Genomic DNA, 24,718 nt, shown 5'->3' on the forward strand with positions numbered 1-24,718 from the left:
GCAAGTCTATTTGAACAAAAGATGTAAGAGACAGCGTTGTGATACTGTTTTTAAGCTTTTACCATTGTCCAAATTCTCGTTTTTTAACAGGGTATAAAAGGTATTTTTAATCGTACCTTACCTCTGGTTGTGATGGACAAACAAAAAATTTTGATTAATTCAATATGAATACGAAAGAGTATCTTTTGCTACTCAGAGCTCTTATTTAAGCTGAATAAATAATAAACTATCATTATAAATCAATACTTTACCAAAGTATGATGCGACATATTTTATCTGTCTGTTTTGTGTCAATGAATTCACATACATTTAGAATATTTAAATGATACGAGACATAAATATGGTTTTGGCAGAAAACGAGATAACATTACATTTGTTTGCAAGCTAGAATGATTATGTGCAATTATGTTAATGTTTAGCGTTCTTCTACAAGATTTTGATTTATGATTATAAATCATCATTTTTATATTAAATTAAAAACGCCGAATCGCGCAAGTTCCCTTATATTCCAAGTTTATCCATATTAAATTAATCAAAACTATTTTTTGTATATCATAAGTAGGAATGATGTGTAATTAAAAATGATTGAGAAAAGAAAAACCTTCTATAGTCTCTTTAAAAAAACGAGGATTGGTACAATCTTGAGAAAGATGGCGGTCCTATGAGCTTTATGTTATTCACGGGAGTTTCTTGTGATACATTCACAAGCTGTCGATGAAATCGGTTTAGGTTCCTAAAAATATTTTCAAAAAAAGTATATGAATTAAAAAATACGTTATTTATGTGATAAAAATTTATATGATAAATTGTGATAGATTTCTTTTAATATCTTGACGAATAAATTTGGGAACAATATGATGCGCACGATTTTATAAAATGCATTTTTGCTTTGCTTTTTGATTAAGGAGCCAATGATGGCGATGGGCAAAAAACCCGTTATAAGCCTCAAGGAGGCTGAAGAGAAAAAGCAAGAAGAGTGTTTTCAGTCAGAGGACTTGGAATGTCGTAGTAAGAACTTAAGCGTAGCTTTAATGCGCAGGCAGGTATTAAAGAAGCAGGAAAGTAAGAATAAGCGGGAAAAATCACAAGGAGGGATGGCAGATGCGATTAGACTTTCCAGTGATTTTATGGCAAGTATTATAGTTGGTATTGTTTTGGGGATGGGGTTTGATAAGTTAGCAGGTTCATGGCCTTGGGGATTGGTTTTTTTTCTTTTTCTTGGATTTGTTGCTGGTGTATTGAGTATTCTTCGGTCTGTGGGGTATATTTCCTCCAGTCAATTAAGACAAAAAGGCGTGTTGTGCCAAGATGAACAAAATAAAGGGACCAATGAGAGGTCCGATAAATGAGGTTAAAGTGACAGCGCATGCTCCGGATCCTATTCATCAGTTTGAAGTTTCACGACTGATTAATATTTCCATAGGAAATATGGATTTATCATTTACAAATGTATCATTGTTTACAGTCGTTACCGTTGTTATAACTTCTGTTTTTCTTTTTATTTCATCATCAAGTCGTGGATTAGTTCCAACACGGATGCAATCTCTTTCAGAAATGGCCTATGAGTTTGTCGCATCGACTCTGCGGGAATCATCTGGTGTGCAGGGAATGCAGTTTTTTCCTTTAGTTTTTTCTTTATTTACTTTTATTTTGGTTGCTAACTTTATTGGTCTTTTTCCCTATTTTTATACGGTTACATCTCAGATCATGATCACGTTTTCGTTAGCAATGGTAGTGATTTTGACAGTGATTGGTTATGGTTTTTATAAGCATGGGATCAGTTTTTTGAAATTGTTCGTTCCGAGTGGGGTTCCTGTTGTGGTTTTGCCTCTGGTAACAATGATTGAGATTATTTCTTTTCTCTCTCGTCCAATCAGTCTTTCACTTCGTCTTTTTGCGAATATGCTTGCTGGTCATATTACGCTCAAAGTGTTTGCAGGGTTTGTTGTTTCAATGATTGGGGTAGGAATCGTGGGCATTGGTGGTTCGGTTTTGCCTCTTATTATGACTGTGGCGATTACGGCTCTTGAGTTTTTGGTTGCGTTTCTTCAGGCTTATGTCTTTACAGTTTTAACGTGTATGTATCTTAATGATGCAATTCATCCAGGACATTAATAGAATTGGCGGTTTTCCGTCGAATAGTGCAATTTTGCTTTAAAGGAGAATAATATGGAAATGGTGCTTGCAGCAAAATATATTGGAGCTGGTCTTGCTTGCTTTGGTATGGCTGGAACAGCTTTAGGGCTTGGTAATATTTTTGGTAGCTATCTTTCTGGTGCATTACGTAATCCATCAGCTGCAGATAGTCAGTTTGGACGTCTCGTCTTCGGTTTTGCTGTGACAGAAGCTTTGGGTATTTTTTCATTGCTCATTGCTTTATTACTTCTTTTTGGAGTTTGATCATCATGAAAAGGGTATATCTATTCTCTGCATGAGATTAAGGGTTTACCCTTTTAGCTCTTAACCAGAGAGATGTTAATCGGTTATTATTGGTTATAGAGGGCTTTAATAAGCTATTTAAAGGATGAAGGAAGATGTTTTTTCCCAGCGCGTATGCACAGAATACTGAAACGTCGGTAGAACATATTAAAGAAGTTTCAGAGCATTCAGATCGTGTGTTTCCACCTTTTGATGTTGCACATTTTGGTTCGCATTTTTTCTGGTTGGCAATTTCTTTCGGACTTTTTTATCTTTTTATCTCTCGTGTGATTGTGCCACGTATTGGTGGTGTTATTGAAACACGTCGAGATCGAATTGCATCTGATTTAGATCAGGCGATGCGTATGAAGCATGAAGCAGACACCGTTGTTGAAACTTATGAGCGGCAATTAGCAGAAGCGCGTTCGAAAGCGTATGCTATAGCGCAGGTAGCTGGTGAAGAATTAAAAGAAAAGGCAGAGTTTGAACGGAAGGCAATTGAAGAGAGTTTAGAAAAAAAGCTCGCAGCTGCCGAAAAACAGATAGCAGAAATTCGGGATAAAGCGATGCAAAATGTTGGGTCTATCGCTGAAGAGGTATCCCTTGAAATTGTGAAAAAATTGATAGATGTTGATGTCAGTAGAGATGATGTTCGTTCAGTTATTAAAACTGCGGATTATTGAGGAAGACAGAGATGACTGATACTTTTTGGGCTTTTGTTGGGTTAGTTCTTTTTTTGGCTATTTTAGTCTATTTCCAAATTCCACAGAGGATTATACGTCATCTTGATGCCCGAGCAAAACGTATAAAAGATGAACTTGATGAGGCTTTACGTCTTCGTGAAGAGGCCCAGGAGATATTGTCTGAATATCAACGCAGACATGCAGAAGCAGAAAAAGATGCACAAGAAATCATTGCTGCAGCAAAGCATGAAGTTGAGTCTATTATTGCTGAGGCTCGTACAAAGGCAGAAGAATATGTCAAAAACCGTAATAAATTGGCAGAGCAAAAAATCATTCAGGCAGAATCGGATGCAATACGCATGGTCTCTTCATTTGCTATCGATTTGGCAATTTCTACGGCACGTGTCCTCATTGCAAAGGAATTAGATGCTAATAAGGCAGATGAATTCATTAAAGAATCTTTTGCAAAAGAAACACTGATCAAAATGAAAACCAAAATGAAAACACATCTTAATTAATGGGGTCCCTAAGATAAAAAAGTCATTTCTTTAAGTGTATAATATTTTTAATATTGAATGCTTTATCTTTTGAAGTATGTTGCAATATTAATTTTGTGTTAGTTGTATATTTAAGTTTAAAGAGGTGTGTTATCTAGCTTATATTAGTCTTTTGAATTCTATTCGTAAGGATCTGTGATGCCTATTAGAGCGTACCATCATTTTTGCGATTATTAATGGATAAGCCAGTATCGTTATTGTATTATTAGTTAAAGTAGTGTGACTACTTTTGTATTCAGCAACTTCTTTTACGTTTAGTATAGTTTATAAGAAATGCCTTCACTTATTTCTCAAGATTTCTTTATCTGTATGTTAATCCTTCTTATAAAGATGATTATTTCTCATAATGGGAAAGTTTAAAATAAGAGATTCTTATTTTATTCTAATATCTTTATTGAATATAAAAATGATAAGGTATCGTTATAAATCAGTTTGTTGTCTTCATATAGATAAACCTCATAAATGAGAAGTTTAGAGGAGTCTGTTCGATAGAAATCCGGATTAAATCTGATCGGATAGGAATCTTTATTTTTTGAGATGTGATGAGGAAGTTAATACTAACGTATCATTGATGCTAAAAATTCTACTGTTTTTTAAAGTTAGCTTGAGTCTCACGGGAAAGCTTTTATGATATTTTGAGATATTAATTAACAAAAGCGCTAAAAAAGAAAAATTTTATCTTCACTATTTTCATCAGTTGATAGAAGATTTTTAGTTTTAAATGATAAGTTTGGAGAAGTCTGCAACCGTTTGTGTAATCGTGTGAATGCGTTTGAGAAGAACAAGACGGTTAGCACGAATATCAGTTTTTTTATCATTCACCAATACTTTTTCAAAAAATACATCAATTGATTTTCCAAGTGGAACGAGCACACTGAGTGTGGGCGATAGATTTGTTTCACTAATGTAATTAAGAATTTCTTTTTCTACCTCACAAATTGCATGATAGAGCTGCTTTTCTTCTTCCTCAACCAAGAGTTCCGAGTCAATTGCATTCTTTGTTATTGTACTTTTTTGAAATTCATTTTCGAGAATATTGGCAGTACGTTTTACAGAGGTTACAAAACTCATACCATCATTTGTATTGATGAAGGCAATAAGCGACTCGACGTGACGTGCAACTAATAAAAAATCATCAGACTTTTTGTTTAAAACTGCTTCAATAGCATCATAACGAGCCCCTTTCTCTTTTAGATAAATTTTCAAACGATCATGAAAAAAGAATAACAGATCTGATAAAATATGTTCTGTTTTTTCTGAAGGCAGATTCTGCAATTGTAAATTTTCTCTTTGATAGATTTCATCTCTACTTTTTTGTTGTAAGAAAAGGTTTGTTGCCAACTGAAACAGTGGTATGAAATTGATTTTCCAATTCCGTGAAAGTACAAGTCTAATAATTCCCAGTGCTGCTCGCCTTAACGCATAGGGATCTTTTGAACCAGTTGGTTTTTCATTAATGAGCCAAAAGCCAACGATCGTATCAATTTTGTCGGCTAGCATAACTGTTATAGCAAGCGGTTCTTGAGGAAGATGATCTTTGGGGCCTTGAGGTTTATAATGATCTTCGATTGCCACAGCTACGCGAGGATCTTCTCCTTGAAGAAGGGCATATTTCTTTCCTATTACCCCTTGCAGTTCAGGAAATTCTCCAACAACTTCTGTTTGTAAATCAGCTTTTGCAAGGACTGCTGCACGTTTTGCTAAGAGAGGATCTACTTGTATCAAAGGCGCAATTTTTTGTGCGAGTGTAGCAATGCGTTCTATTCTTGCACCTTGCGTACCTAATTTAGCGTGAAAGGTTACATTTAAATGATCAAGCTGTGCCATTCTTTGATCAAGAGGCTTTTTTATATCAAGATCAAATTTTTTTATAGAAGGTTCCAATTGTTTAATATTAGGCAAATTACGTTGATCTGTTTGCAAAAAATAGAGTGCATCAGAAAGACGGGCATGGACAACCTTACTATTTCCTTTAGAAATTTCTTTGCCTTCATCATTTGCAAGAATATTAGAAACGAGAATAAAATGATGAGAAAGTTTTGTCTTTTCTCCTTGTTTACGGGTGACAAAACATTTTTGATTGGCTCGAATGGTCAAGCGAATAATTTCTGGGGGAATATCAAGGAATGATTTGTCAAAATTACCCATAAGGATAACAGGCCATTCAACAAGACCAGAAACTTCTTCTAAGAGAGCATTATCTTGAACCAGTTCTAAACCGTTTGCAAAGCAAAGATTCTGTGCATCGGCTAAAATAATATTCTTTCGTCTTTCAGCATCTAGAATGACTTTATGAGTTTCAAGTTTAGTAACATAGTCATCAAAGCGACGCACTTGGAATGGCTTTCCGTCACTTAAGAAACGATGGCCATAAGTTAGATTATTGCTTTTAAGAGAACCAATTTTAAATGGAATAACATGTGTTTCGCCAATTTCTGGTCCGAAAATGCAAAGAATATTTTGTAAAGGTCGAATCCACTTTAGAGCACCACTTTTGGCTGAATCTTTTCCCCAACGCATAGATTTTGTCCACGGAAAGTTGCGGATAATATCTGGTAAGATATCGGCAATAATTTCTTCTGCGGCTTTGCCTTTTTTTACAATTTTAGCAATATAAAAATCACCTTTTTTATCATCATGTCTAATATGTGCTTCAGAGATATTGTTCAATCCCGTTGCACGTAGAAAACCATCAATTGCATGCTGTGGTGACTTTGTACTTGGCCCTTTTCGTTCCTCATGAATATCTTTTGAGTGTGTAGAAAGTCCGCGTATGTCCAATGTTAGCCGACGAGGTGTCCAATATTCACGAGCAGCTTTATAGGTTAGTCCAGTATTTACGAGTTTATCGGTAACAGCTTTTTTAAGATCAGCAGCAGCTTTTCGTTGTATACGTGCGGGGATTTCTTCACTAAAAAACTCAAGAAGAAGATCTGACATTATGCTTCTCCAGTGTATATTTGTCCAGCTTCTGTGAGTAAGAAAGCTTCTCCACAACGGCGCGCGAGATCGCGAACGCGAAGAATATAATTTTGCCGCTCGGTTACAGAAATAACGCCACGTGCTTGCAAAAGATTAAAGATATGGCTCGCTTTAATACATTGATCATATGCAGGAAAAACACAGCGATGGAATGCATTTTCTTTAATTGGTTTTCCAGCATCAAGAAGTGCACTGCATTCACATTCTGCATCAATAAAATGCTGGTGCAGCAGCTTTGTATCGGCAAATTCAAAGTTATAATATGAGTATTCCTGTTCTGCTTGTAAAAAAATATCTCTATAACTTATTTTGTTTTTTTTCTCTAAACCATTAAAATTAAGGTCATAAACGTTATCAATTTTTTGGATATACATCGCTAGACGCTCAAGACCGTATGTGAGTTCTCCTGAAACTGGAGCGCATTCAATGCCGCAAACTTGTTGAAAATAAGTAAATTGAGATATTTCCATTCCATCGCACCAACATTCCCATCCGAGTCCCCAAGCGCCAAGGGTTGGACTTTCCCAATCATCTTCAACAAAGCGAATATCATGCAGTTTTGTATCAAGTCCGATAGCTTGTAGAGATTTGATATAAAGCTCTTGTAGATTGGATGGAGAGGGCTTGATAAGCACTTGGAATTGATAATAGTGTTGTAAACGATTTGGATTCTTACCATATCTACCATCTGTTGGACGTCGAGAAGGTTGAACATAAGCGACTTTCCAAGGACGTGGGCCTAGGCAGCGCAGTGTTGTTGCTGGATGGAAAGTTCCGGCTCCAACTTCCATATCGTAAGGTTGCAAAATCGCACATCCATAGTTGGCCCAATAATTTTGTAAAGTTAAGATTAGTCCCTGAAAAGAACGTGTGGGATTAAGATATTCAGGTAGTTTCACGCTTTATACTCTTTAAACATTGAATAGCATAGATAGCTATCAAAGAAATTTTAGTCTCCATAACTATCTATTATTTCATATGGTTTACGGTTAAGCATCGTTTATTGCAAACCAAATTTCAATTTTTTTTGAATTTGTTGAGAATTTTCTGGTTTTCCGTCAATTGCATGATTCCATTGAAATATTGCTTCACGCTTACGACCAACTTTCCAATAGGCGTCTCCTAAATGATCATTCAATGTTGGGTCCTCAGGTTGTAATCTAACAGCATTTTCTAATATTTGAACTGCTTTGTTGTATTCTTTTAGTTTATAATAAGCCCATCCTAAAGAATCAAGGATATGACTGTTGTGAGATTGCAAAGTAGAAGCTTTTTGCAGCATATGAAGGGATTCTTCAAGTTTTTCACCACGTTCCACAAGGGAATAAGCTAAATAGTTAAGAACCTGCGGTTGATTTGGAAAAAATTCAAGTGATTTTCGTAAGTCAGTTTCTGCTTTTGACCACTGTTTTAAACGTTCAAAAGCAATACCACGTTGATAAAAGAGTTTCCAATCATCCTGCTGAAAGTTTTTTATTTGAGCAATAGCATGGTTTAGAGTTTTAGTGGATTCAAGAAATTTATTGTCCTGCATATAAAAAGCAACGAGTGTTATCAAAATATTACGATCATTGGGAAATGTTTTATTTAACAATGTGAGTAATTTTATTGCTTCTTTGTAATTATTGTTATTGGAAAGAAGGAATGCAAGATGAAGTTGTCCATCTTTATAATAAGGAGATTTAGGAGATAAAGCGCGATAAAGTTTAATAGCTTGATGAGAATCGTTCAATTTTGCAGAAATCTGTGCAAGTTGAAACAGCGTTGCGTCATTTTGAGGGTATAAGGCGAAAGATAACTGTTGGAAAATACGTGCAATTCGCCCTGAGTTTTTGTGATTGAGGGCTGTTCCAAAATTATACAACACTTCGGCTGCTCCTTGTTGAGGTGTTTTAACAATCTTCTCTAGGAAAGCGTTTGATTCAATTTTTTCTCGGAAGTTTCTGAAGACTTCTCGACCTGGTAACATTTGCTCGCCATGTTGGATTGTTTGAAGAGCTTGGTTTCGCATATTATGGCGCAATTGAAGTGAGGCATAGGCTGTAATAATACGTTCATAGGTATTAGGAGCGATCAGGGTTCCATTTTTGTTACTCAGTGCTTTAATGAAATATTCTTTTGCATCTTGTGGTCGTTCTAAAAAATCGCTCATAAGTGCTAGGTGATAAGATATAAAAAGGTCATACCAGACAGGACCTTTTAGCTTCTTAAGATCAGCGATTGCTTGAGATTTTTGTCCAGATCCAAACGTAATCCAAGCACTGATTAATTCAGGTATTGGATTATTGGATGTAGGAAGTTCTTTTAATTGTAGAAAAATCTTGGCATTTTTGTAGTCTTTTTTGATGAGACTTTCTACTGCCAATGTTAAGGAAACAAAAGGAGTTATAATATTTTGCTCTTTGAGTTTCTTTGCTTGTTGTACAGCTTCTTTAAAGTCTCCTACGGAGAGCATAGCTTCAAGAAGCTCTTTTTGTGTTTCAATATTATCAGGTTGGTAAACGAGTGCTTGTTTAAAATAATTGATGGCAAGATCTATTTGATTTTCATGATTTGCAACTCTTCCAGCTAAATAAGCACCTGTAAATGAGCTTGTATGAATGGCGGCGTTTATTTTACTGTAAGTGGAGGATGGTATCAGCATAATACCCACGATAAAGAGGGTAAAAAGCCGGGATACCATTGCAGTGCACATGGAGCGCATCTTCTTCAAGGCAATCAATCGATTGTGTCGTTTATAAATCATATCTCATTACCTTATTGAGAAATATTGCAATTCTTGCAAAGAATCAACTTACACGTGCAATACAAAATTCAACAGTCTCAATGAGAGCATCGTAAGCAAAATTTTTGTTCATAGGAACAAGCGCATCAATTGCATGTTTTCCATAGGTGTGTGCTTGTTCTATTGTATCTGTGATACTATCATATTTTTCCATTAAGTGTTGCGCATGTGCAAAGGCTCCATCATTATTATTACCGTTTTCAAGCGCTTGTTTCCAGAAATCTTTTTCTACCATATTCCCACGCTCATAGGCGAGAATAACCGGCATTGTAATTTTCCCTTCTCTAAAATCATCTCCTATATTTTTTCCTAAGTTTTGAGTGCTACCACTATAATCAAGTGCATCATCGATCAATTGGAAAGCTAAACCTAGAGAGGTTCCATATTTACGTAATGCAGAACGCTCTTTATTTCCACAGCCAGCAATAATGGGTCCTACTTCAGCAGCTGCTGAAAAAAGTGCTGCTGTTTTTGCATTAATGATTTTGAGATAGTCTGAAGGGTTAATTTTGATATTTTTTGCAGCAGAAAGTTGCATAACTTCTCCTTCAGCAATAACTGCAGCAGCGTTTGCTAGAACAGACAGTGCTTCTATAGAGCCAACATCAACCATCATTTTAAAAGCTTGCCCCAACAAAAAATCACCAACAAGTATACTTGCTTGATTTCCCCAAATCATCCGTGCTGTAGATTTTCCACGTCTTAAATTACTTTCATCAATCACATCATCGTGCAGTAATGTTGCTGTATGCATAAATTCAATGGCTGTTGCAAGTTTTATATGGTCGTCATTTTGATAATCAAACATATGAGCAGAAGCAAGCGTAATCATTGGGCGTAACCGCTTTCCACCTGATGAAATAAGATGATTAGAAATTTCAGGGATCATCTCAACCTCTGATTTTGCCATAGAGAGAATAAATTGATTTACTCGCTCCATATCTTGTTGAGTAAGATTTATAAGAGATTGAAGAGAAATTTGATTGTTTCTTATTTGTTCTGGTTTAATTGCTGCACTCAATGTATTGACTCCTAAACTATTGCCATAGACATATTTACTCACTAGCATAAAGGGGGTTTTGTTTTGACTCAAGCTTTTGATATCGCTTTAAAGTGTAAGTTTTGAATAATATTGGCAAGAAATATTCTTTAGCAAGTGTAATGTTGTTGTTATGAAATGATAAAAAAGTTAAAACAGCAGCTGAATAGCAAAAATGCAGTTTATAAATTTGAACATTAGGCTTTTAAATGGACAAAGCAACGAATCAGAGTGGTGAAACAATTGACAGTTTTCATCGTGGAAAATTTTATTTGGTTCAACCCCATAAATATGGCCATCGTTCTGGGATGGATGCTATGTTATTAGCTAGTTTAGTTCCGAGTGATTTAAAGGGAAAGGTTGTTGATTTAGGCGCAGGTGCTGGAGCTGCAGGGTTAGCTGTTGCTTCACGGTGTCTGAATGTTCATGTGACTTTAGTCGAACGTTCAGTTTATATGATATCTTACGCTCAAAAAACGCTCATGCTAAAACAAAATGAACAATTTGCTGGCCGAATTTGTTTGCTAAAAGCAGATGTTACTTTCAAAGGGAATGCCCGTATAAAAGCAGGTTTAATAGATAATAGCTTTGATTTTGCAATTATGAATCCACCTTTTAATAATCCTACTGATCGCAAAACACTTGATAAACAAAAAGCTGAAGCACACGTTATGCCTGAAGCGATGTTTGATAATTGGTTGCGCAGTGCAGCAGCAATTGTTAAGCCAGGCGGATATTTAGGGCTCATTGCGCGTCCACAATCACTGACAGATATTTTGCGTACTTTAAAAGGACGCTTTGGTGGTATTTGTATAATTCCTGTACATGCACGTACGAAAACAGCAGCAATTCGTCTTTTATTTTATGCAAAACGAGGAAGTAGAGCAGCTTTATCTATTTTACCGGCGTTGGTTATCCATGAAGGCAATGACCATACTTTTTCACCACGGGTTGATGCAATTAATAATGGATATATAAGTTTGTGGGAACTTTTGTAATGGTCTCTTGTGTTTTTCAGTTTATTATTTAAAGTCTAAACTTTATTATTAGGGAGCTTTAATTTTGGGTGAAGTTATATTTCTGGGTGTAATATGGGGATTGATTGGCGCTTTTGGATTTTATCGCGTTCTTCCTTTTTGTTGTCCTTTCCTATTTAATTGTTCTTAATTTATAAGGAGATTTTGTTTTGATCGATGTTATCAAAAATTTTATTCCACGCCGTTTTTCTTCTAATAAATTGGAGATTCCTGTTGTTCGCCTTCAAGGAGCGATTATGGATTCATCAACATCTATGTCTCGTACGCTTTCATTAAGCAGGTGTGCAAATCTTTTAGAGAAGGCTTTTGCGCACAAAAAATCATCAGTTGTTGCACTTATTATTAATTCTCCTGGCGGTTCACCTGTACAATCGCGTTTTATCTTCAGGCGTATTCGTGATTTGGCAGAAGAAAAAAATAAAAAGGTTCTTGTATTTATTGAAGATATTGCAGCATCTGGTGGTTATATGATTGCTTGTGCGGGAGATGAAATTTTTGCAGATCCTTCTTCGATTGTTGGTTCCATTGGAGTGGTTTCAGCCTCCTTTGGTTTTCCGGAACTTTTAAAGAAAATTGGTGTCGAGAGACGTGTGTACACAGCAGGAAAGAACAAGGTTGCATTAGACCCATTTCAACCAGAAAAAAAGGCAGATATTGAGCATTTAAAATCTCTCCAACTTGAAGTGCATCAAACTTTTATCGATTTAGTTAAAGAGCGGCGTGCTGAAAAATTGTCAGATGATGCGAATCTCTTTACAGGAATGTTTTGGAGTGGAAAAAAAAGTGTTGAACTTGGTTTAATTGATGGATTGAATGATATACGTTCCGTTATTAAGGAGCGCTTTGGTAATGATGCTAGACTTCGACTTATTACACCTCCAAAAAGTTTTTTAGGCCCTAAAGCGCCTTCAGGAGTAACTGCTCATATGATTTATACAGCAGTTGATAGTGCATTGATGGCAGTAGAAGAGCGGGCCCTTTGGCAGCGTTACGGTTTGTGATAGAACGGATCATTCAGGCGAGAGGGGGTTTTATCTAAAAACAGATGTTAGAAGAAAAAAGGTTTGAAATGATTCAGATGAAAGCAGCAGTTTATTTTGTATGAAAGCTCTTCATATTTATCGTTTGTAAAGAAAATGATTAAGAATATTCTAAGCTTCGATAAGGTTGGTGCTAAAAGTATAGATAAAAGGGGGATATTTGTAAAAGTACCCTGTACAGGCTAATATTACATCATATGATATCAAATGTACAAGCTTCGTTCCAAAAACATTTTTATGTGTTTACACCCATTAAATTGAATTTGGCTCTGCATGTTGTGGGGCAACGTTCTGATGGTTATCATTTAATAGAAAGTTTGGTTTATTTTAGTCTTAGCGGTGATTGTCTACATTATGCGCCTTGCGAAAGTGATCAATTTATTTTAACAGGACAGTTTGCAAAAGGACTTGTTTCTCATTCAGACAATTTGGTTATTCGCGCGCGGGATTTTATGCATAAGAATTTTCCTGAAAGTGCACGCCCTGCTTTTTTTCGGCTTATAAAAATATTACCTGTTGCTTCAGGTATTGGTGGTGGCTCAGGTGATGCTGCTGGGGTTGTAAGCATATTGCGTCGCCATTGGAAGCTTGATTGCCCTTATGAAAAATTAGCAAAAATGAGTTTAGTCCTTGGTGCTGACGTTCCCATGTGTCTTTTTGCATTGGAATATCGGCAGCCACTTTTGGTCAAAGGGATTGGCCAAGAGATTATACGACTGAAGGAGGCCTGTTCACTGGCAATGGTATTAGTTAATCATGGCCAAGAAATTTCGACACAAGCTGTTTTTAAAGCGTTAGATAAGCGTCATCATTCTTCTTTAAAAGTTAATCCAGTCGCTTTAAAGAGCGTTGATTCATTGGTTGAAGCTTTAAAAGAAACGCGAAATGATCTTTTTTCTCCGGCATTAAAAATAGCACCTCAGTTAGCTAAAGTGTTATTTATATTAGATGAATGTGGCTCTCTTTTTTCTCGTATGTCTGGAACTGGGGCAACTTGTTTTGGCATTTTTAAAAATCAACAAGCAGCGCAACGGGCTGCTCTTTTGATCAAATCAATGTATCCAAATTGGTTTGTAAAACCTATCATGACTTTGGGAACTATTTGAGAAATAAAAATTTTTATTTTATAATGTTTTGATTATACATAATGAAGAGGATAACCAAAGAAATGTAATTTTTTGTTTTTTAGATAATTAGATAAAATGCATAAATGCTAGAATGTTTTTTAGAAGAGAAAGTGGATAATAAAATACTCTCTCGTATTTTGTTTCTATTTTTTGTGTAAGAGTTTGCATAATGTTTGAAGAGTCAGTTAAAACTGTAATGCCTGCAGAAAATAAGCAGATTGTAGAAATAAGTGTGTGGTTGTTGGAGTTGTGATTTATCAAACATGTTTAATTTATCGCTTCAGCCAAATTTTTCGTGCGAATTAGAGTTGCAGAAACAGGGTTTTTTTCATGTAGCAGGGGTTGATGAAGTAGGAAGGGGACCTCTCGCTGGACCTGTGGTAACGGCAGCAGTTATCTTGGATAAAGATCATATTCCTGATGGATTAAATGATTCAAAAAAGCTTTCCTTCCTTCAACGGAGTAGAATTTATCATGAAATCTTGCAAAGTGCATTAACGGTTTCTGTCGCTAGTCTTTGTGCCCGTACAATTGATCAATCTAATATTAGACAAGCAACTTTGGAAGCAATGCGTCGCTGTATTACAGGATTAGCTGTTCCAGCTCACTATGTACTTATTGATGGACGTGATATCCCTTCTGAGCTAAGTTGTCCCGCAATGGCGTTGATTAAGGGTGATCAGCGTTCGGCTTCAATTGCAGCCGCATCTATTATTGCGAAAGTAACACGTGATCGGATGATGGAATGTGCAGGACAAGTTTATAAAGGGTATGGTTTAGAGAAGCATGTAGGGTATGCAACGCTAGCCCATCGTTCGGCTCTTGATAAATATGGTCCAATTGTAGGATTGCATCGTTATAGTTTTGCGCCACTCAAAGGGTATGATAGGAATGATGTGTCATGACGATTCGACCACTCAATAACGTTTCAATAAAAGAGGCAATAACGCTTCTTGAACAAGGCGGATTAGTAGCGTTACCAACGGAAACTGTTTATGGATTAGCGGGTGATGCAACCAATGGAAGGGCTATCTCTTCTATTTTTTCTATAAAAAAACGTCCACAATTTAATCCTCTTATTGCGCATGTCAACGGTATCGAAATGGCGGAGCGCTATGTTGAAATTGATTTTCTTTCACGCCAATTAATGGAGAAATTTTGGCCAGGACCTTTGACATTGGTTTTGCCTTTAAAGGAACAACATAATATCCATCCTTTAACAACTTCTGGCTTAAATACTTTAGCTGTTCGTTTTCCAGATAGTCGTTTTGCGGACATTGTGCAATATTTGGGCCGCCCACTTGCTGCTCCTAGTGCGAATCAATCGGGGCGTCTTAGTCCTACTTCAGCTGAGGCTGTTTTTGCATCTTTGGGAAAAACTGTTTCTTTGATATTAGACGGAGGACCTTCTAAGATAGGGCTTGAATCAACGATTATTAGGATTTGTGCTGAAAATATTTATCTTTTACGTCCAGGGGGTCTTGCAACTGAAAAAATTGAAGAAGTTGTAGGGAAGTCGCTAAAACGGATTGATCAACGGGCAACGATTGAAGCGCCAGGGATGTTAAAATCGCATTATGCTCCCAATGCCGAGATTCGTTTAAATGTAGAAAAGGTGGAAAATGGTGAAGCGCTTTTAGCATTTGGTCCAAAGCGCGTTATGGGGACTGAAAATGCTGTTTTTATTTTAAACCTTAGCGAGGAAGGAACGTTGGAAGAGGCAGCTTCTCATTTATTTCAATACATGAAGGAATTGGATTCATTTAAAGTGAGATGTATTGCAGTAGAACCTATTCCATCACATGGATTAGGAGAGGCTATAAATGATCGTCTTATACGGGCTGCAGCTCCAAGGGAAAAATAAACATGGAGCAGGAATTAATTGAGAGGTTTAGAGAAATTGTTGGTGCCAAGCATGCTATAATAGATCAGGCGTTGATTGCACCGTACTTGCTTGAAGAAAGAGGGCTTTTTCATGGTAAAACACCCTTACTTTTACGTCCATCTTCACCGCAAGAAATCTCACTGATTATGCAGTTAGCGAGCCAAACGTGTACATCAATTGTACCTCAGGGTGGAAATACAGGGCTCGTGGGGGGGCAACAACCAGATGAAAGAGGAGAGAGCGTTCTTTTATCCATGGAGCGATTAAATAAGGTTAGAACTATAAATCTTGAGGGGAATTTTGTTGTTGTAGAGGCTGGTGTTATTTTACAGGATTTACAGAAAAAAGTGGCTGAATCAGATCGTTTTTTTCCTCTTTCTTTGGCATCTGAGGGGTCTTGCCAAATAGGAGGAAATCTTTCATCGAATGCTGGAGGGACAGCTGTTTTAGCTTATGGCACTATGCGTGATCTTTGTCTTGGTTTGGAAGTTGTTTTACCGGATGGCCGTATTTTAGATGATTTACGTTTTGTTAAAAAAGACAATAGCGGTTATGATTTAAAAAATCTTTTTATTGGTGCAGAGGGCACTTTAGGAATTATAACCGCTGCAGTTTTAAAGCTTTTTCCAAAGCCTAAAGAAAAAGCAGTTGCTTACGTGGGATTGCGTAGCCCATCTAAGGCGCTAGAGTTTTTATCTCTTGCTCAAGCTCATGGAGGGGGCATGTTAACGGGTTTTGAGTTTATGTCAAAACTCAGCTTGCAGCTATCTTTAAGCTATAATATGTGCGAGAATTCCCTTTTGGAGCATGAGCATGAATGGTATGTCTTGATTAATATTTCATCATTGCATGGTGATGGTGAAGCATTATCAGTATTAAGTACTATTTTGGAAGAAGCTATAAATGGTGCTATAATCGACGATGCGGTTATTGCGCAATCGTTAAAGCAGCAAGATTTTTTTTGGCAATTGCGGGAAAGTATATCATCGGCACAAAAGTTGGCGGGAGGATCCATTAAGCATGATATTGCAATACCACTTGCTTCCATTCCTAATTTTATTGCTGAGGCAGCACTGATTGTTGAAGATATTGCGCCAGGAGCACGGGTGGTTTGTTTTGGACACATGGGTGATGGAAATTTGCATTATAATGTTACACAACCTGTAGGAGTTGATACGACAGTATTTTTGCAGTTATGGTCAAAAATGAACCATTGCATTCATAGTTTAGTGATGCACTATAAAGGTGCATTTTCTGCTGAGCATGGAATTGGTCAGCTTAAGCGGGAAGAACTCCGTTCTTTTAAATCATCTGTCGCATTGGATATTATGCAAGGGATTAAGAAAACGTTCGATCCTTTAGGGATAATGAATCCCGGAAAAGTATTATAATTCAAGAATGGTGAATTTTATCATTTATTTTTATTTAGATTTTAATAACCAAAAAAGAAACCAGTTGTTTTTTATTCAAACTTTTAATAATCCGATGAGAAAAAGCTGCTAAAAGGTGTATGTTATCAAGATAAATTGGGACATTATATATGGCTAATCAAGGCTTTAATCAGGCAAAAGCGGTGCTTGAATTTCGATTAGATCCGTGCCATTTGCCACAAACGACGACATATTTTTCATCTAAAACGGGCAATCAGGTTATTTGTTCGTTAAATGAACGTGGTGTTTTTTTTAAAACGGATATGCCTTCAAGCTTATCACATTTAGTACCCCCTTATCATTTCAAAGGAATTGCAGCACGTACTGTAAAAACGCGTTCAGGAGAAAGAGCTGTTGCATTAGAGTTACTTCATGCTGATGAAGAAGCTTGTATCCCGCTTTTGGTTTCCAGGGATTTGAATAATATCCTTCTAGATTGGCGATTATGGGCGGACACTTATAGTCTTCCCATGCTTATGATTAATGAAAATAATCGTATTGTGGTTGTAAAAGATCGTTCTAATTTACATCGTTTTTTTTACATAACACCGTATTCTAAACAAAAACGTTTTTTCCTTCGTTATAGCAAATCGTTAGGTTTGCATTTGGTGATTGCGAATCGAATTGCACTTTAGTAATATTAGTATGTGTTCATTTTTATACTATTGTAAGCAGTGATTTTGTTGTACCGTAAAATGTCGTTATTTAGCGCGGTGATATAAGGTATGCAAGCTTCGCACGTGAAGTGTTTTTAGAGAATGTGGTGAATATTCTTAAGTTTTCTTGTTGCACCTTATGTTAGTGAAGCATATGAGTGTGAATTCAAAGAAAAACTCAAGAGTAAGCCGGTCAATAAAGAATTTGGCTATTTAAAGACTGAGTCTAGCAGGATTTTTCGTTAGAGAAAGTCGAAGATTGTGAATGAGAGTTTTTTAATAGTATCCATCGGCAGCAGAAAACGATTATATCAAATGCTTTTTTTCAGATAGGTAAAAGCGATTTTCATAATGCTTCACAGGTAGTATCGTGAAATAGGAAAGTAACGAGAATGAGAGATATTACTTTGTGCGTGAATAACACGAGTGTGTTCTTTTGGCATTTTATTTCTCATAAAAGGTGTTCTTTCATTAAAGAACACGATAAATAAAAGTAATGACAATACATGATGTTTATCTTCAAAATTTAATAAGAAAGAGATTATTTACAAAAGTGGTGAAAAAATGCGTTTAAAGTCAATGTAACGATAAAATGAACGGGTTTTTATTACAGTTTCACATTTAGAAAATTCTTTTTTTATTAGACGGAGGTATCTCATTTATAATATTTCATTTTTTAAAGGAAGCTACATTTGTTTTTTTTTAAGTTATAGTCGATGTAAAACAGCGATAAAATTTATGTATCATGTTCTTACGTGAAATGATCAAATAATAAAAAAGAGTACTCAAAAAGTTTAATTTTCTCGCGCAATGGCTCGCCATCCGATATCACGACGAACAAAACCTTCTGGCCAATCAATATAATCAACGGCTTCATAAGCACGTTTTTGTGCTTGCGTAATTGTTTTTCCTGTTGCTGTTATATTGAGAACACGCCCACCATTTGCAATGAGTTCTCCATTGTACAATGCTGTACCAGCTTGAAAAACTTTTACATTGGAAAGAGTGTTTACTTTATCAACGTTACGGATAATAGTCCCTTTTTTGGGAGAGTTTGGATAACCATTAGCAGCCATAACAACGGTAAGAGCAGTTTTTTCAGACCATTGAAGAGCTTTATTTTCAAGTTTTCCTTGAGCTGCTGCAAGAAAAATTGGCAGAATATCCTCTTTGAGGCGCATCATTAAAACTTGACATTCAGGGTCACCAAGTCGTACGTTAAATTCAATTAATTTGGGTCCTTTTTGCGTGATCATTAATCCGACGAAGAGAATGCCTTTAAAGGGGGCGCCCATCTCTTTCATGCTTTTTAAAGTGGGTTCAACAATTTCTGTGAGAGTACGATTTACTATTTCTTGAGTCATGATTGGCGCTGGTGAATAAGCACCCATACCACCGGTGTTTGCTCCAGTATCCCCATCACCTATACGCTTATGATCTTGAGCAGATCCAAAGGGAAGGACGATTTCACCATCACAAAGGCAGAAAAAGCTTGCTTCTTCACCTTCAAGAAAAGATTCTACAACAATTTTATTTCCTGCCTCTCCAAATGCACTTTTGAAGCAGGCATCAACTGCGTTAAATGCTTCTTCCATAGTTGTTGCAACTACAACACCTTTGCCAGCTGCTAAGCCGTCAGCTTTAATGACAATGGGAACTCCTTGTTGGTGGATGTAAGCTTTGGCCTTAGGGGCATCATTAAAACATTGGTAACTTCCTGTGGGAATGTTATTCTTACGACATAAATCTTTTGTAAAAGCTTTTGAAGCTTCTAGTTGAGCAGCTTTTTGAGTAGGACCAAATACACAGATGTTAGCGCTATTAAGAGAGTCTGTTATACCTGCAACTAATGGTGCTTCTGGTCCTACAATCACAAGCTCAATAGAATGTGATTTACAAAAATCAATCACAAGAGGGTGGTTATCAATATCTAAATTAATATTTTCACCAAATTCTGTTGTTGCAGGATTTCCAGGAGCACAATATAACTTTGTTAGAAGTGGTGATGCTGCTATTTTCCATGCTAAAGCATGTTCTCGTCCACCTGAGCCAATAAGAAGAATATTCATTGTTTGCTCCTTTCATAGAAGATGATTAATTTCACCTTCTTCTCATAAGAATGAAATGTCTCTATCGCAAGACTAAAGGTAAGTCATTTGATGAAAAAAAATAAAAATATTGCACATGTTCAGTCCTATGATAGACAAGGACGGGTTATGGATGCATCTTCTAAACAATGGGTCTACAATTACCTTCCCTGTTCTTTATGGTTTTATGCGCAATTGGCACGTTGGGATCGGCCTATTGGATGGCAATTGTTGATGTGGCCTTGTTTTTGGTCAACAACAATGGCTTTTCTCTCTTGTAAAATGCATTATGGTACTCTTTTATCAATGTTGCTCCATTGGGTTTGGTATCTTTTCCTTTTTTTTCTGGGATCTATTGCTATGCGAGGAGCTGGATGTACTTGGAATGATCTTATTGACCATAAAATTGATTCTCAGGTAGAAAGAACACGTTCTCGCCCATTGCCGACAGGTCATGTAAGTCGGTTTCAAGCAAGAGTTTTTATAATTGTACAATGCTTGGTTGGTTTAGGCGTTTTATCACAATTTAATAGGTTTAGTTTTTTTCTAGGTATTTCGTCATTGATAGCCGTTGCATTTTATCCTTTTATGAAACGCGTAACATATTGGCCGCAGTTTTTTTTAGGCATTGCATTTAATTGGGGGGCCTTAATGGGGTGGGCTGTTGTTTTTGGAAGTTTAAGCTGGGCACCGATCTTGCTTTATGTAGGATCAATCTTGTGGACTATAGGATATGATACAATTTACGCGCATCAAGATAAAGAAGATGATGCTACTGTAGGTGTTCGTTCTACGGCGCTTCTTTTTGGTAAAGGAACCAAACGTGCTTTAGTATTTTTGTATGGTGGTTTTATCGTATTCGTTAGTTTAGCATTTTATTTAGCTACGGTCCCTGTTCTTAGTTTTTTGGGGATTTTTGTGGCAAGCATTCATATGTTTATTCAAATTAAAGTCCTTGATATAGATGACAGTTCACAATGTCTCCGGCTTTTCAAATCTAATTCGTTTATTGGTTTTGTAATTTTTGCTGGTTTAGTATGTGGTGGCCTATGGATGGTATTTTATCCTGCGGTTTAACAACAAGTTAGATAAAATCATATGTTCTGTGATGACGGAGAAAAGAATGGAAATTCAAAGATATTTTCATTGATTTTAAAATTTATTATTCTCTGAATTTTCAAAGTTTATTTGTATTTTATGGTTAATTTTATTCCAGATCCTTTTTGTGTGAAATAAAAACTTTACCAAATTTTACTGAAATAAAAATAGACCTTAGTAGAGATGAACAAATTTTTTAATTTAAAGTGCGCTTTCTATTTTTATCAGAATCAAAATATGTATGAATGCGGTATAAGAAGTAAGCATCTATAGATTCACAATCATCAGCAAATTCATATTTTTTTCAAATGGTTGTTGATTAACAGATACGATTTCATTTTTAATGGGAGGGAATTCATGAACAGTAGCATTTATGCTAGTGTCTCCTATACGTCTATAGTTTTGAATTGACCACTCAAGGACCTTGGGCACTCAAGATATGGCATGTAGTCTATCGTTATGCTTTTTCCTTGAAGGTTATTTATAGGGTTTAACCACATTCGACAAAATCACTAGATATGCTAACAAAAGTATAGAGGCATTTTTAATCTTTTCTTGTATCATTTTTATACACATGCTCATCCCGCTTGTAACGTGCAAACGAAAGGTTTTGATTGATTCAACATGAACAGCTTTGAAATGAAAGAATCTTACGATATTTGGGGACTAATTCAATATGAATAACGCTAAATTACCTTTATAAATAAATGTGTTGTATAATTTAAATTAACACTTCTTCCCTTGTCAGAAGTTCAAAAGTAAAATCATAATTTTTGAAACTAGCGTTTTCTTTTAAATAAGCTTATTGCTAACTTATTTTCAAGCAATACAGGAATAGATATTATCAACCAATTTTTACAGTGAAAATAAAATTCTCTTATTTAAATGAAATAAATCATCTTCTTTTAGAATTTTACAAATAAAAAAAATAGTTGTTTAACCGTTAGGAAAACAAAAACTTCATAACGATGGAGATTGAAGGATTAGGGATAAAGTTTTTGTTTTTTCCAATGATTGTGTTCAACACTATCGCGTGTAAAAAGCAGACGATCATGTAAACGAAATGGGCGATCAGACCAGAATTCTATAGAAAGGGGTTTAACACGGAAACCAGACCAATGGGGTGGTCGTGGAATATTGCCTAGAGCATAACGCGCAGTATATTGAGCAATTGCTTTTTCGAGAACAAAACGGTTGTTTAATGGTTGAGATTGCTTAGATGCCCATGCACCAATTCTACTACCACGTGGTCGCGATTGGAAATAGGCATCGGCTTCTTGTGTACTGACTTTTTCAACAATTCCTCTAATTCTAACTTGACGACGGAGCGATTTCCAATGAAAACCTAAAGATGCTTTCATTGATTTTAAAATTTCTTGTCCTTTACAGCTTTCATAATTGGTATAGAAGACGAAGCCTTGGGAGCTGTAATCTTTGAGGAGAACCATCCGAACATTAGGGAGACCTGTTTCGTCAACTGTTGCTAATGCCATAGCATTTGGATCATTTATTTCGTTTATTGTTGCCTCTTCAAGCCACTTTGCGAAAAGTTCAAAAGGTTTTTTCATTTGCATAAAAGGATCATTTTTTGGTATTTTGTTGCTCATAGTGTCTCCAAGGGTTAGTGAGCATGGGAGCAGTATTTTCTCATAAAAAATTAAAGTACTATTTTTTCTTCTTTTTAAGAATCTAATACTATCGTGTATTTTTATGGTAGTCTCATTGTCTTTAGCAAAGACTACAATAAGATATATTAAATAAATATCTCATTTTATCTGGTATTTTAGTTTATTGATAGACATATAAAGAAAAGAAGAAATTATTCTCTAAAATAGACTGATGAAGCTATAAGGGATATTGAATAACGTATCAGTTGATATTTTGAAAACGAAAAAATTGAAAAGAGGGCAATATGCGTGATCCCTACACGATTCTGGGTGTGGCACGTACCGCAAAACCACAAGAGATTAAATCGGCTTTTAGAAAATTAGCAAAGAAGTATCATCCAGACCACAATAAAGATGATACAAAGGCTAAAGAAAAGTTTGCTGAAATTAATCAGGCTTATGAAATTATAGGTGATAAAGATAAAAAGGCACAATTTGACCGTGGTGAAATTGATATGGAAGGAAAGCCGCTTTATCAAGCCTATGGACCTGGTGAAAGTTTTAGCAATAAACAAAATCCCTTTTCAGGAAGAGCGAAGGGATTTGATTTTTCTTCTTCAGGTGATGCAAATTTTGATGCGAGTGATATTTTTCGCGATCTATTTGGAGGAGGTGGTAGATTTTCAAATTCCACACACTATAATGGCCCTCAACAAGGAGCACATGTTCGTGCTAATCTTACTGTAACATTAGAGCAGATGGTTGGCGCAGAAAAAGTGGAAGCTGTTTTTCCTAATGGGAAAAAGTTAAAAATTAAACTTCCTGATTATATTGAAGATGGACAAACTATTCGTTTAAAAGGTCAGGGAGAAAAGATACTTCATGGGCAAGCAGGAGATGCGTTAATAACTATTCAGATTCAAAAACATCCTCGTTTTTTGGTTGAAGGAAGGGCTCTCCATCTTGATTTGCCAGTTTCTCTTAAACATGCTGTTTTGGGAGCAAAAGAAGAAGTTGAGACATTGGAGGGACGTGTAGTTTTAACGATTCCTGCCTGGTCAAGTTCTGATCGCGTTTTGCGGTTGAAAGGAAAAGGGCTTCGTTTAAAAAATGGTACAAGAGATGATCTTTATGTGCATATTCGTATTATGTTGCCTGAAGATAAAAATGCTGCGCTAGAACAGTTTTTGCAAATGCAAAAAGATTAATTTTTAAAATTTTTTATATATAAAAGCATAGTTTTTGTTTGATTTTAAAGCAATTACTTGAAGAAAAAGTTGACCTGTGCCATAGGCAGATGAATAATATTAATTTTAAGTAACAATGGGGCAGTGCTAATGGCTAAGGGTAATGATTTATTGTACGGTAAGCGTGGTTTAATTTTGGGGTTAGCCAATAATCGCTCTATCGCGTGGGGAATTGCTAAAGCAGCGAGTGCAGCAGGGGCAGAGCTTGCTTTTACCTATCAAGGGGAAGCAATGAAAAAGCGTGTTGAGCCTTTGGCTGAAGAATTAAACGGATTTATTTGTGGACATTGTGATGTTTCTGACAGAGTCTCTATCGATGCAGTTTTTAGAGAAATAGAGAAGAAATGGGGAAAACTTGATTTTTTAGTTCATGCTATTGGTTTTTCTGATAAAGGCGAATTAAGTGGCCGTTATATTGATATCAGCGAATCGAATTTTATGATGACCATGAATATTTCCGTTTATTCCTTAACAGCTCTAACAAAACGTGCAGAAAAGTTGATGCCAGATGGTGGTTCAATCTTGACACTAACCTATTATGGTGCGGAAAAGGTTGTTCCCAATTATAATGTAATGGGGGTGGCCAAAGCAGCTCTTGAAGCGAGCGTGAAGTATTTAGCGGTAGATTTAGGTCCCCAAAATATTCGTGTTAATGCTCTCTCTGCTGGACCAATTAAAACGTTAGCTGCTTCTGGTATTTGTGATTTCCGTTATATTTTAAAGTGGAATGAATATAATGCTCCCTTACGTCGTACAGTAACAATTGAAGAGGTGGGTGACTCTGCCCTTTATTTTCTTTCGGACTTGTCTCGTTCTGTTACCGGTGAAATTCATCATGTTGATTCAGGTTATAATATCATTGGTATGAAAGCCGTTGATGCACCAGACATTTCTGTCGCTAAAGAATAAAGTTTGGTTTATAGGATTTTATTGAACAGCGGTGGTTTGACCAGAGTTAAAGTGGCTGAGAGTATTTTTGAGCAAAGGGCTATCTTGTGTATAGCTTAACAAATATTGTCGTTGCATATATTTAACAGAGA

21 protein-coding genes are annotated in these 24,718 nt (G+C 36.1%); 15 read left to right on the forward strand and 6 right to left on the reverse strand.

Annotated elements, in window-relative coordinates; genetic code table 11:
* Window positions 1-914: 914 nt before the first annotated feature.
* From MCY_RS03060 to MCY_RS03080, 5 genes are all read left to right on the forward strand, one after another.
* Window positions 915-1,349 carry an AtpZ/AtpI family protein gene (locus MCY_RS03060; RefSeq protein WP_007346904.1) on the forward strand — a complete coding sequence of 145 codons (435 nt, stop codon included), beginning with the start codon at window positions 915-917 and terminating at the stop codon, window positions 1,347-1,349.
* Window positions 1,350-1,356: 7 nt separating this feature from the next.
* A complete protein-coding gene (locus MCY_RS03065; RefSeq protein WP_026087996.1) occupies window positions 1,357-2,115 on the forward strand; it encodes a F0F1 ATP synthase subunit A in 759 nt (252 codons plus the stop codon).
* Between the two features lie 54 nt (window positions 2,116-2,169).
* On the forward strand, window positions 2,170-2,400 hold the full coding sequence (locus tag MCY_RS03070; protein WP_005773968.1) for a F0F1 ATP synthase subunit C: 231 nt from the start codon (window positions 2,170-2,172) through the stop codon (window positions 2,398-2,400).
* A gap of 134 nt (window positions 2,401-2,534) precedes the next feature.
* Window positions 2,535-3,101: a F0F1 ATP synthase subunit B gene (locus MCY_RS03075; RefSeq protein WP_007346906.1), complete on the forward strand. Its 567-nt coding sequence runs from the start codon at window positions 2,535-2,537 to the stop codon at window positions 3,099-3,101.
* 11 nt (window positions 3,102-3,112) lie between these two features.
* Window positions 3,113-3,619 carry a F0F1 ATP synthase subunit B gene (locus MCY_RS03080; protein WP_007346907.1) on the forward strand — a complete coding sequence of 169 codons (507 nt, stop codon included), beginning with the start codon at window positions 3,113-3,115 and terminating at the stop codon, window positions 3,617-3,619.
* 756 nt (window positions 3,620-4,375) lie between these two features.
* Here MCY_RS03080 and glyS read toward each other — a convergent pair.
* The 4 genes from glyS to MCY_RS03100 all read right to left on the reverse strand — a co-directional run bounded on the left by glyS (window position 4,376) and on the right by MCY_RS03100 (window position 10,494).
* Entirely contained in the window at window positions 4,376-6,598 is a 2,223-nt protein-coding gene (glyS, locus tag MCY_RS03085; RefSeq protein ID WP_007346908.1) for a glycine--tRNA ligase subunit beta, read from the reverse strand.
* Window positions 6,598-7,539, reverse strand: a complete 942-nt coding sequence (locus MCY_RS03090; protein WP_007346909.1) for a glycine--tRNA ligase subunit alpha — start codon at window positions 7,537-7,539, stop codon at window positions 6,598-6,600. Before MCY_RS03090 ends, glyS begins: the two co-directional genes overlap by 1 nt.
* A gap of 101 nt (window positions 7,540-7,640) precedes the next feature.
* Window positions 7,641-9,335 (reverse strand): tetratricopeptide repeat protein, encoded by a 1,695-nt coding sequence (locus MCY_RS03095; RefSeq protein WP_019224315.1) that lies wholly within the window; start codon window positions 9,333-9,335, stop codon window positions 7,641-7,643.
* 94 nt (window positions 9,336-9,429) lie between these two features.
* The gene (locus tag MCY_RS03100; protein ID WP_007346911.1) at window positions 9,430-10,494 is read right to left on the reverse strand and encodes a polyprenyl synthetase family protein; all 1,065 of its coding nucleotides are present in this window, start codon (window positions 10,492-10,494) and stop codon (window positions 9,430-9,432) included.
* 179 nt (window positions 10,495-10,673) lie between these two features.
* Between MCY_RS03100 and MCY_RS03105 the strand changes: the two genes are divergently transcribed.
* The 7 genes from MCY_RS03105 to MCY_RS03135 all read left to right on the forward strand — a co-directional run bounded on the left by MCY_RS03105 (window position 10,674) and on the right by MCY_RS03135 (window position 17,618).
* Entirely contained in the window at window positions 10,674-11,462 is a 789-nt protein-coding gene (locus tag MCY_RS03105; protein ID WP_007346912.1) for a tRNA1(Val) (adenine(37)-N6)-methyltransferase, read from the forward strand.
* A 188-nt stretch (window positions 11,463-11,650) separates the two neighbouring features.
* Window positions 11,651-12,502 (forward strand): S49 family peptidase, encoded by an 852-nt coding sequence (locus tag MCY_RS03110; RefSeq protein ID WP_007346913.1) that lies wholly within the window; start codon window positions 11,651-11,653, stop codon window positions 12,500-12,502.
* 236 nt (window positions 12,503-12,738) lie between these two features.
* Window positions 12,739-13,647, forward strand: coding sequence for a 4-(cytidine 5'-diphospho)-2-C-methyl-D-erythritol kinase (locus tag MCY_RS03115; RefSeq protein WP_007346914.1), 909 nt, complete (start codon window positions 12,739-12,741; stop codon window positions 13,645-13,647).
* A 284-nt stretch (window positions 13,648-13,931) separates the two neighbouring features.
* Window positions 13,932-14,573, forward strand: a complete 642-nt coding sequence (locus tag MCY_RS03120) for a ribonuclease HII (RefSeq protein WP_007346915.1) — start codon at window positions 13,932-13,934, stop codon at window positions 14,571-14,573.
* Entirely contained in the window at window positions 14,570-15,532 is a 963-nt protein-coding gene (locus MCY_RS03125; RefSeq protein ID WP_007346916.1) for an L-threonylcarbamoyladenylate synthase, read from the forward strand. The genes MCY_RS03120 and MCY_RS03125 overlap by 4 nt, the downstream gene beginning before the upstream one ends.
* A 2-nt stretch (window positions 15,533-15,534) precedes the next feature.
* A complete protein-coding gene (locus tag MCY_RS03130; RefSeq protein ID WP_007346917.1) occupies window positions 15,535-16,944 on the forward strand; it encodes an FAD-binding oxidoreductase in 1,410 nt (469 codons plus the stop codon).
* A 149-nt stretch (window positions 16,945-17,093) separates the two neighbouring features.
* On the forward strand, window positions 17,094-17,618 hold the full coding sequence (locus tag MCY_RS03135) for a DUF6101 family protein (RefSeq protein WP_007346918.1): 525 nt from the start codon (window positions 17,094-17,096) through the stop codon (window positions 17,616-17,618).
* An 815-nt stretch (window positions 17,619-18,433) separates the two neighbouring features.
* On the opposite strand, the gene purD is transcribed toward MCY_RS03135, so the two are convergent.
* Window positions 18,434-19,708 (reverse strand): phosphoribosylamine--glycine ligase, encoded by a 1,275-nt coding sequence (gene purD, locus MCY_RS03140; RefSeq protein WP_007346919.1) that lies wholly within the window; start codon window positions 19,706-19,708, stop codon window positions 18,434-18,436.
* A gap of 90 nt (window positions 19,709-19,798) precedes the next feature.
* Between purD and ubiA the strand changes: the two genes are divergently transcribed.
* Window positions 19,799-20,803 (forward strand): 4-hydroxybenzoate octaprenyltransferase, encoded by a 1,005-nt coding sequence (gene ubiA, locus MCY_RS03145; protein WP_007346920.1) that lies wholly within the window; start codon window positions 19,799-19,801, stop codon window positions 20,801-20,803.
* Between the two features lie 1,004 nt (window positions 20,804-21,807).
* On the opposite strand, the gene pdxH is transcribed toward ubiA, so the two are convergent.
* Window positions 21,808-22,431 carry a pyridoxamine 5'-phosphate oxidase gene (pdxH, locus tag MCY_RS03150; RefSeq protein WP_007346921.1) on the reverse strand — a complete coding sequence of 208 codons (624 nt, stop codon included), beginning with the start codon at window positions 22,429-22,431 and terminating at the stop codon, window positions 21,808-21,810.
* A 305-nt stretch (window positions 22,432-22,736) separates the two neighbouring features.
* Here pdxH and MCY_RS03155 point away from each other — a divergent pair, with 305 nt between their 5' ends.
* Together MCY_RS03155 and fabI are read left to right on the forward strand one after the other, a co-directional pair.
* Window positions 22,737-23,639 (forward strand): DnaJ C-terminal domain-containing protein, encoded by a 903-nt coding sequence (locus tag MCY_RS03155; RefSeq protein ID WP_007346922.1) that lies wholly within the window; start codon window positions 22,737-22,739, stop codon window positions 23,637-23,639.
* 129 nt (window positions 23,640-23,768) lie between these two features.
* Complete coding sequence (gene fabI / locus MCY_RS03160) at window positions 23,769-24,587, forward strand: enoyl-ACP reductase FabI (RefSeq protein ID WP_007346923.1); 819 nt, start codon at window positions 23,769-23,771, stop codon at window positions 24,585-24,587.
* Window positions 24,588-24,718: the final 131 nt, after the last annotated feature.

Source organism: Bartonella rattimassiliensis 15908 (assembly GCF_000278215.1).
Classification (GTDB): Bacteria; Pseudomonadota; Alphaproteobacteria; order Rhizobiales; family Rhizobiaceae; genus Bartonella; species Bartonella rattimassiliensis.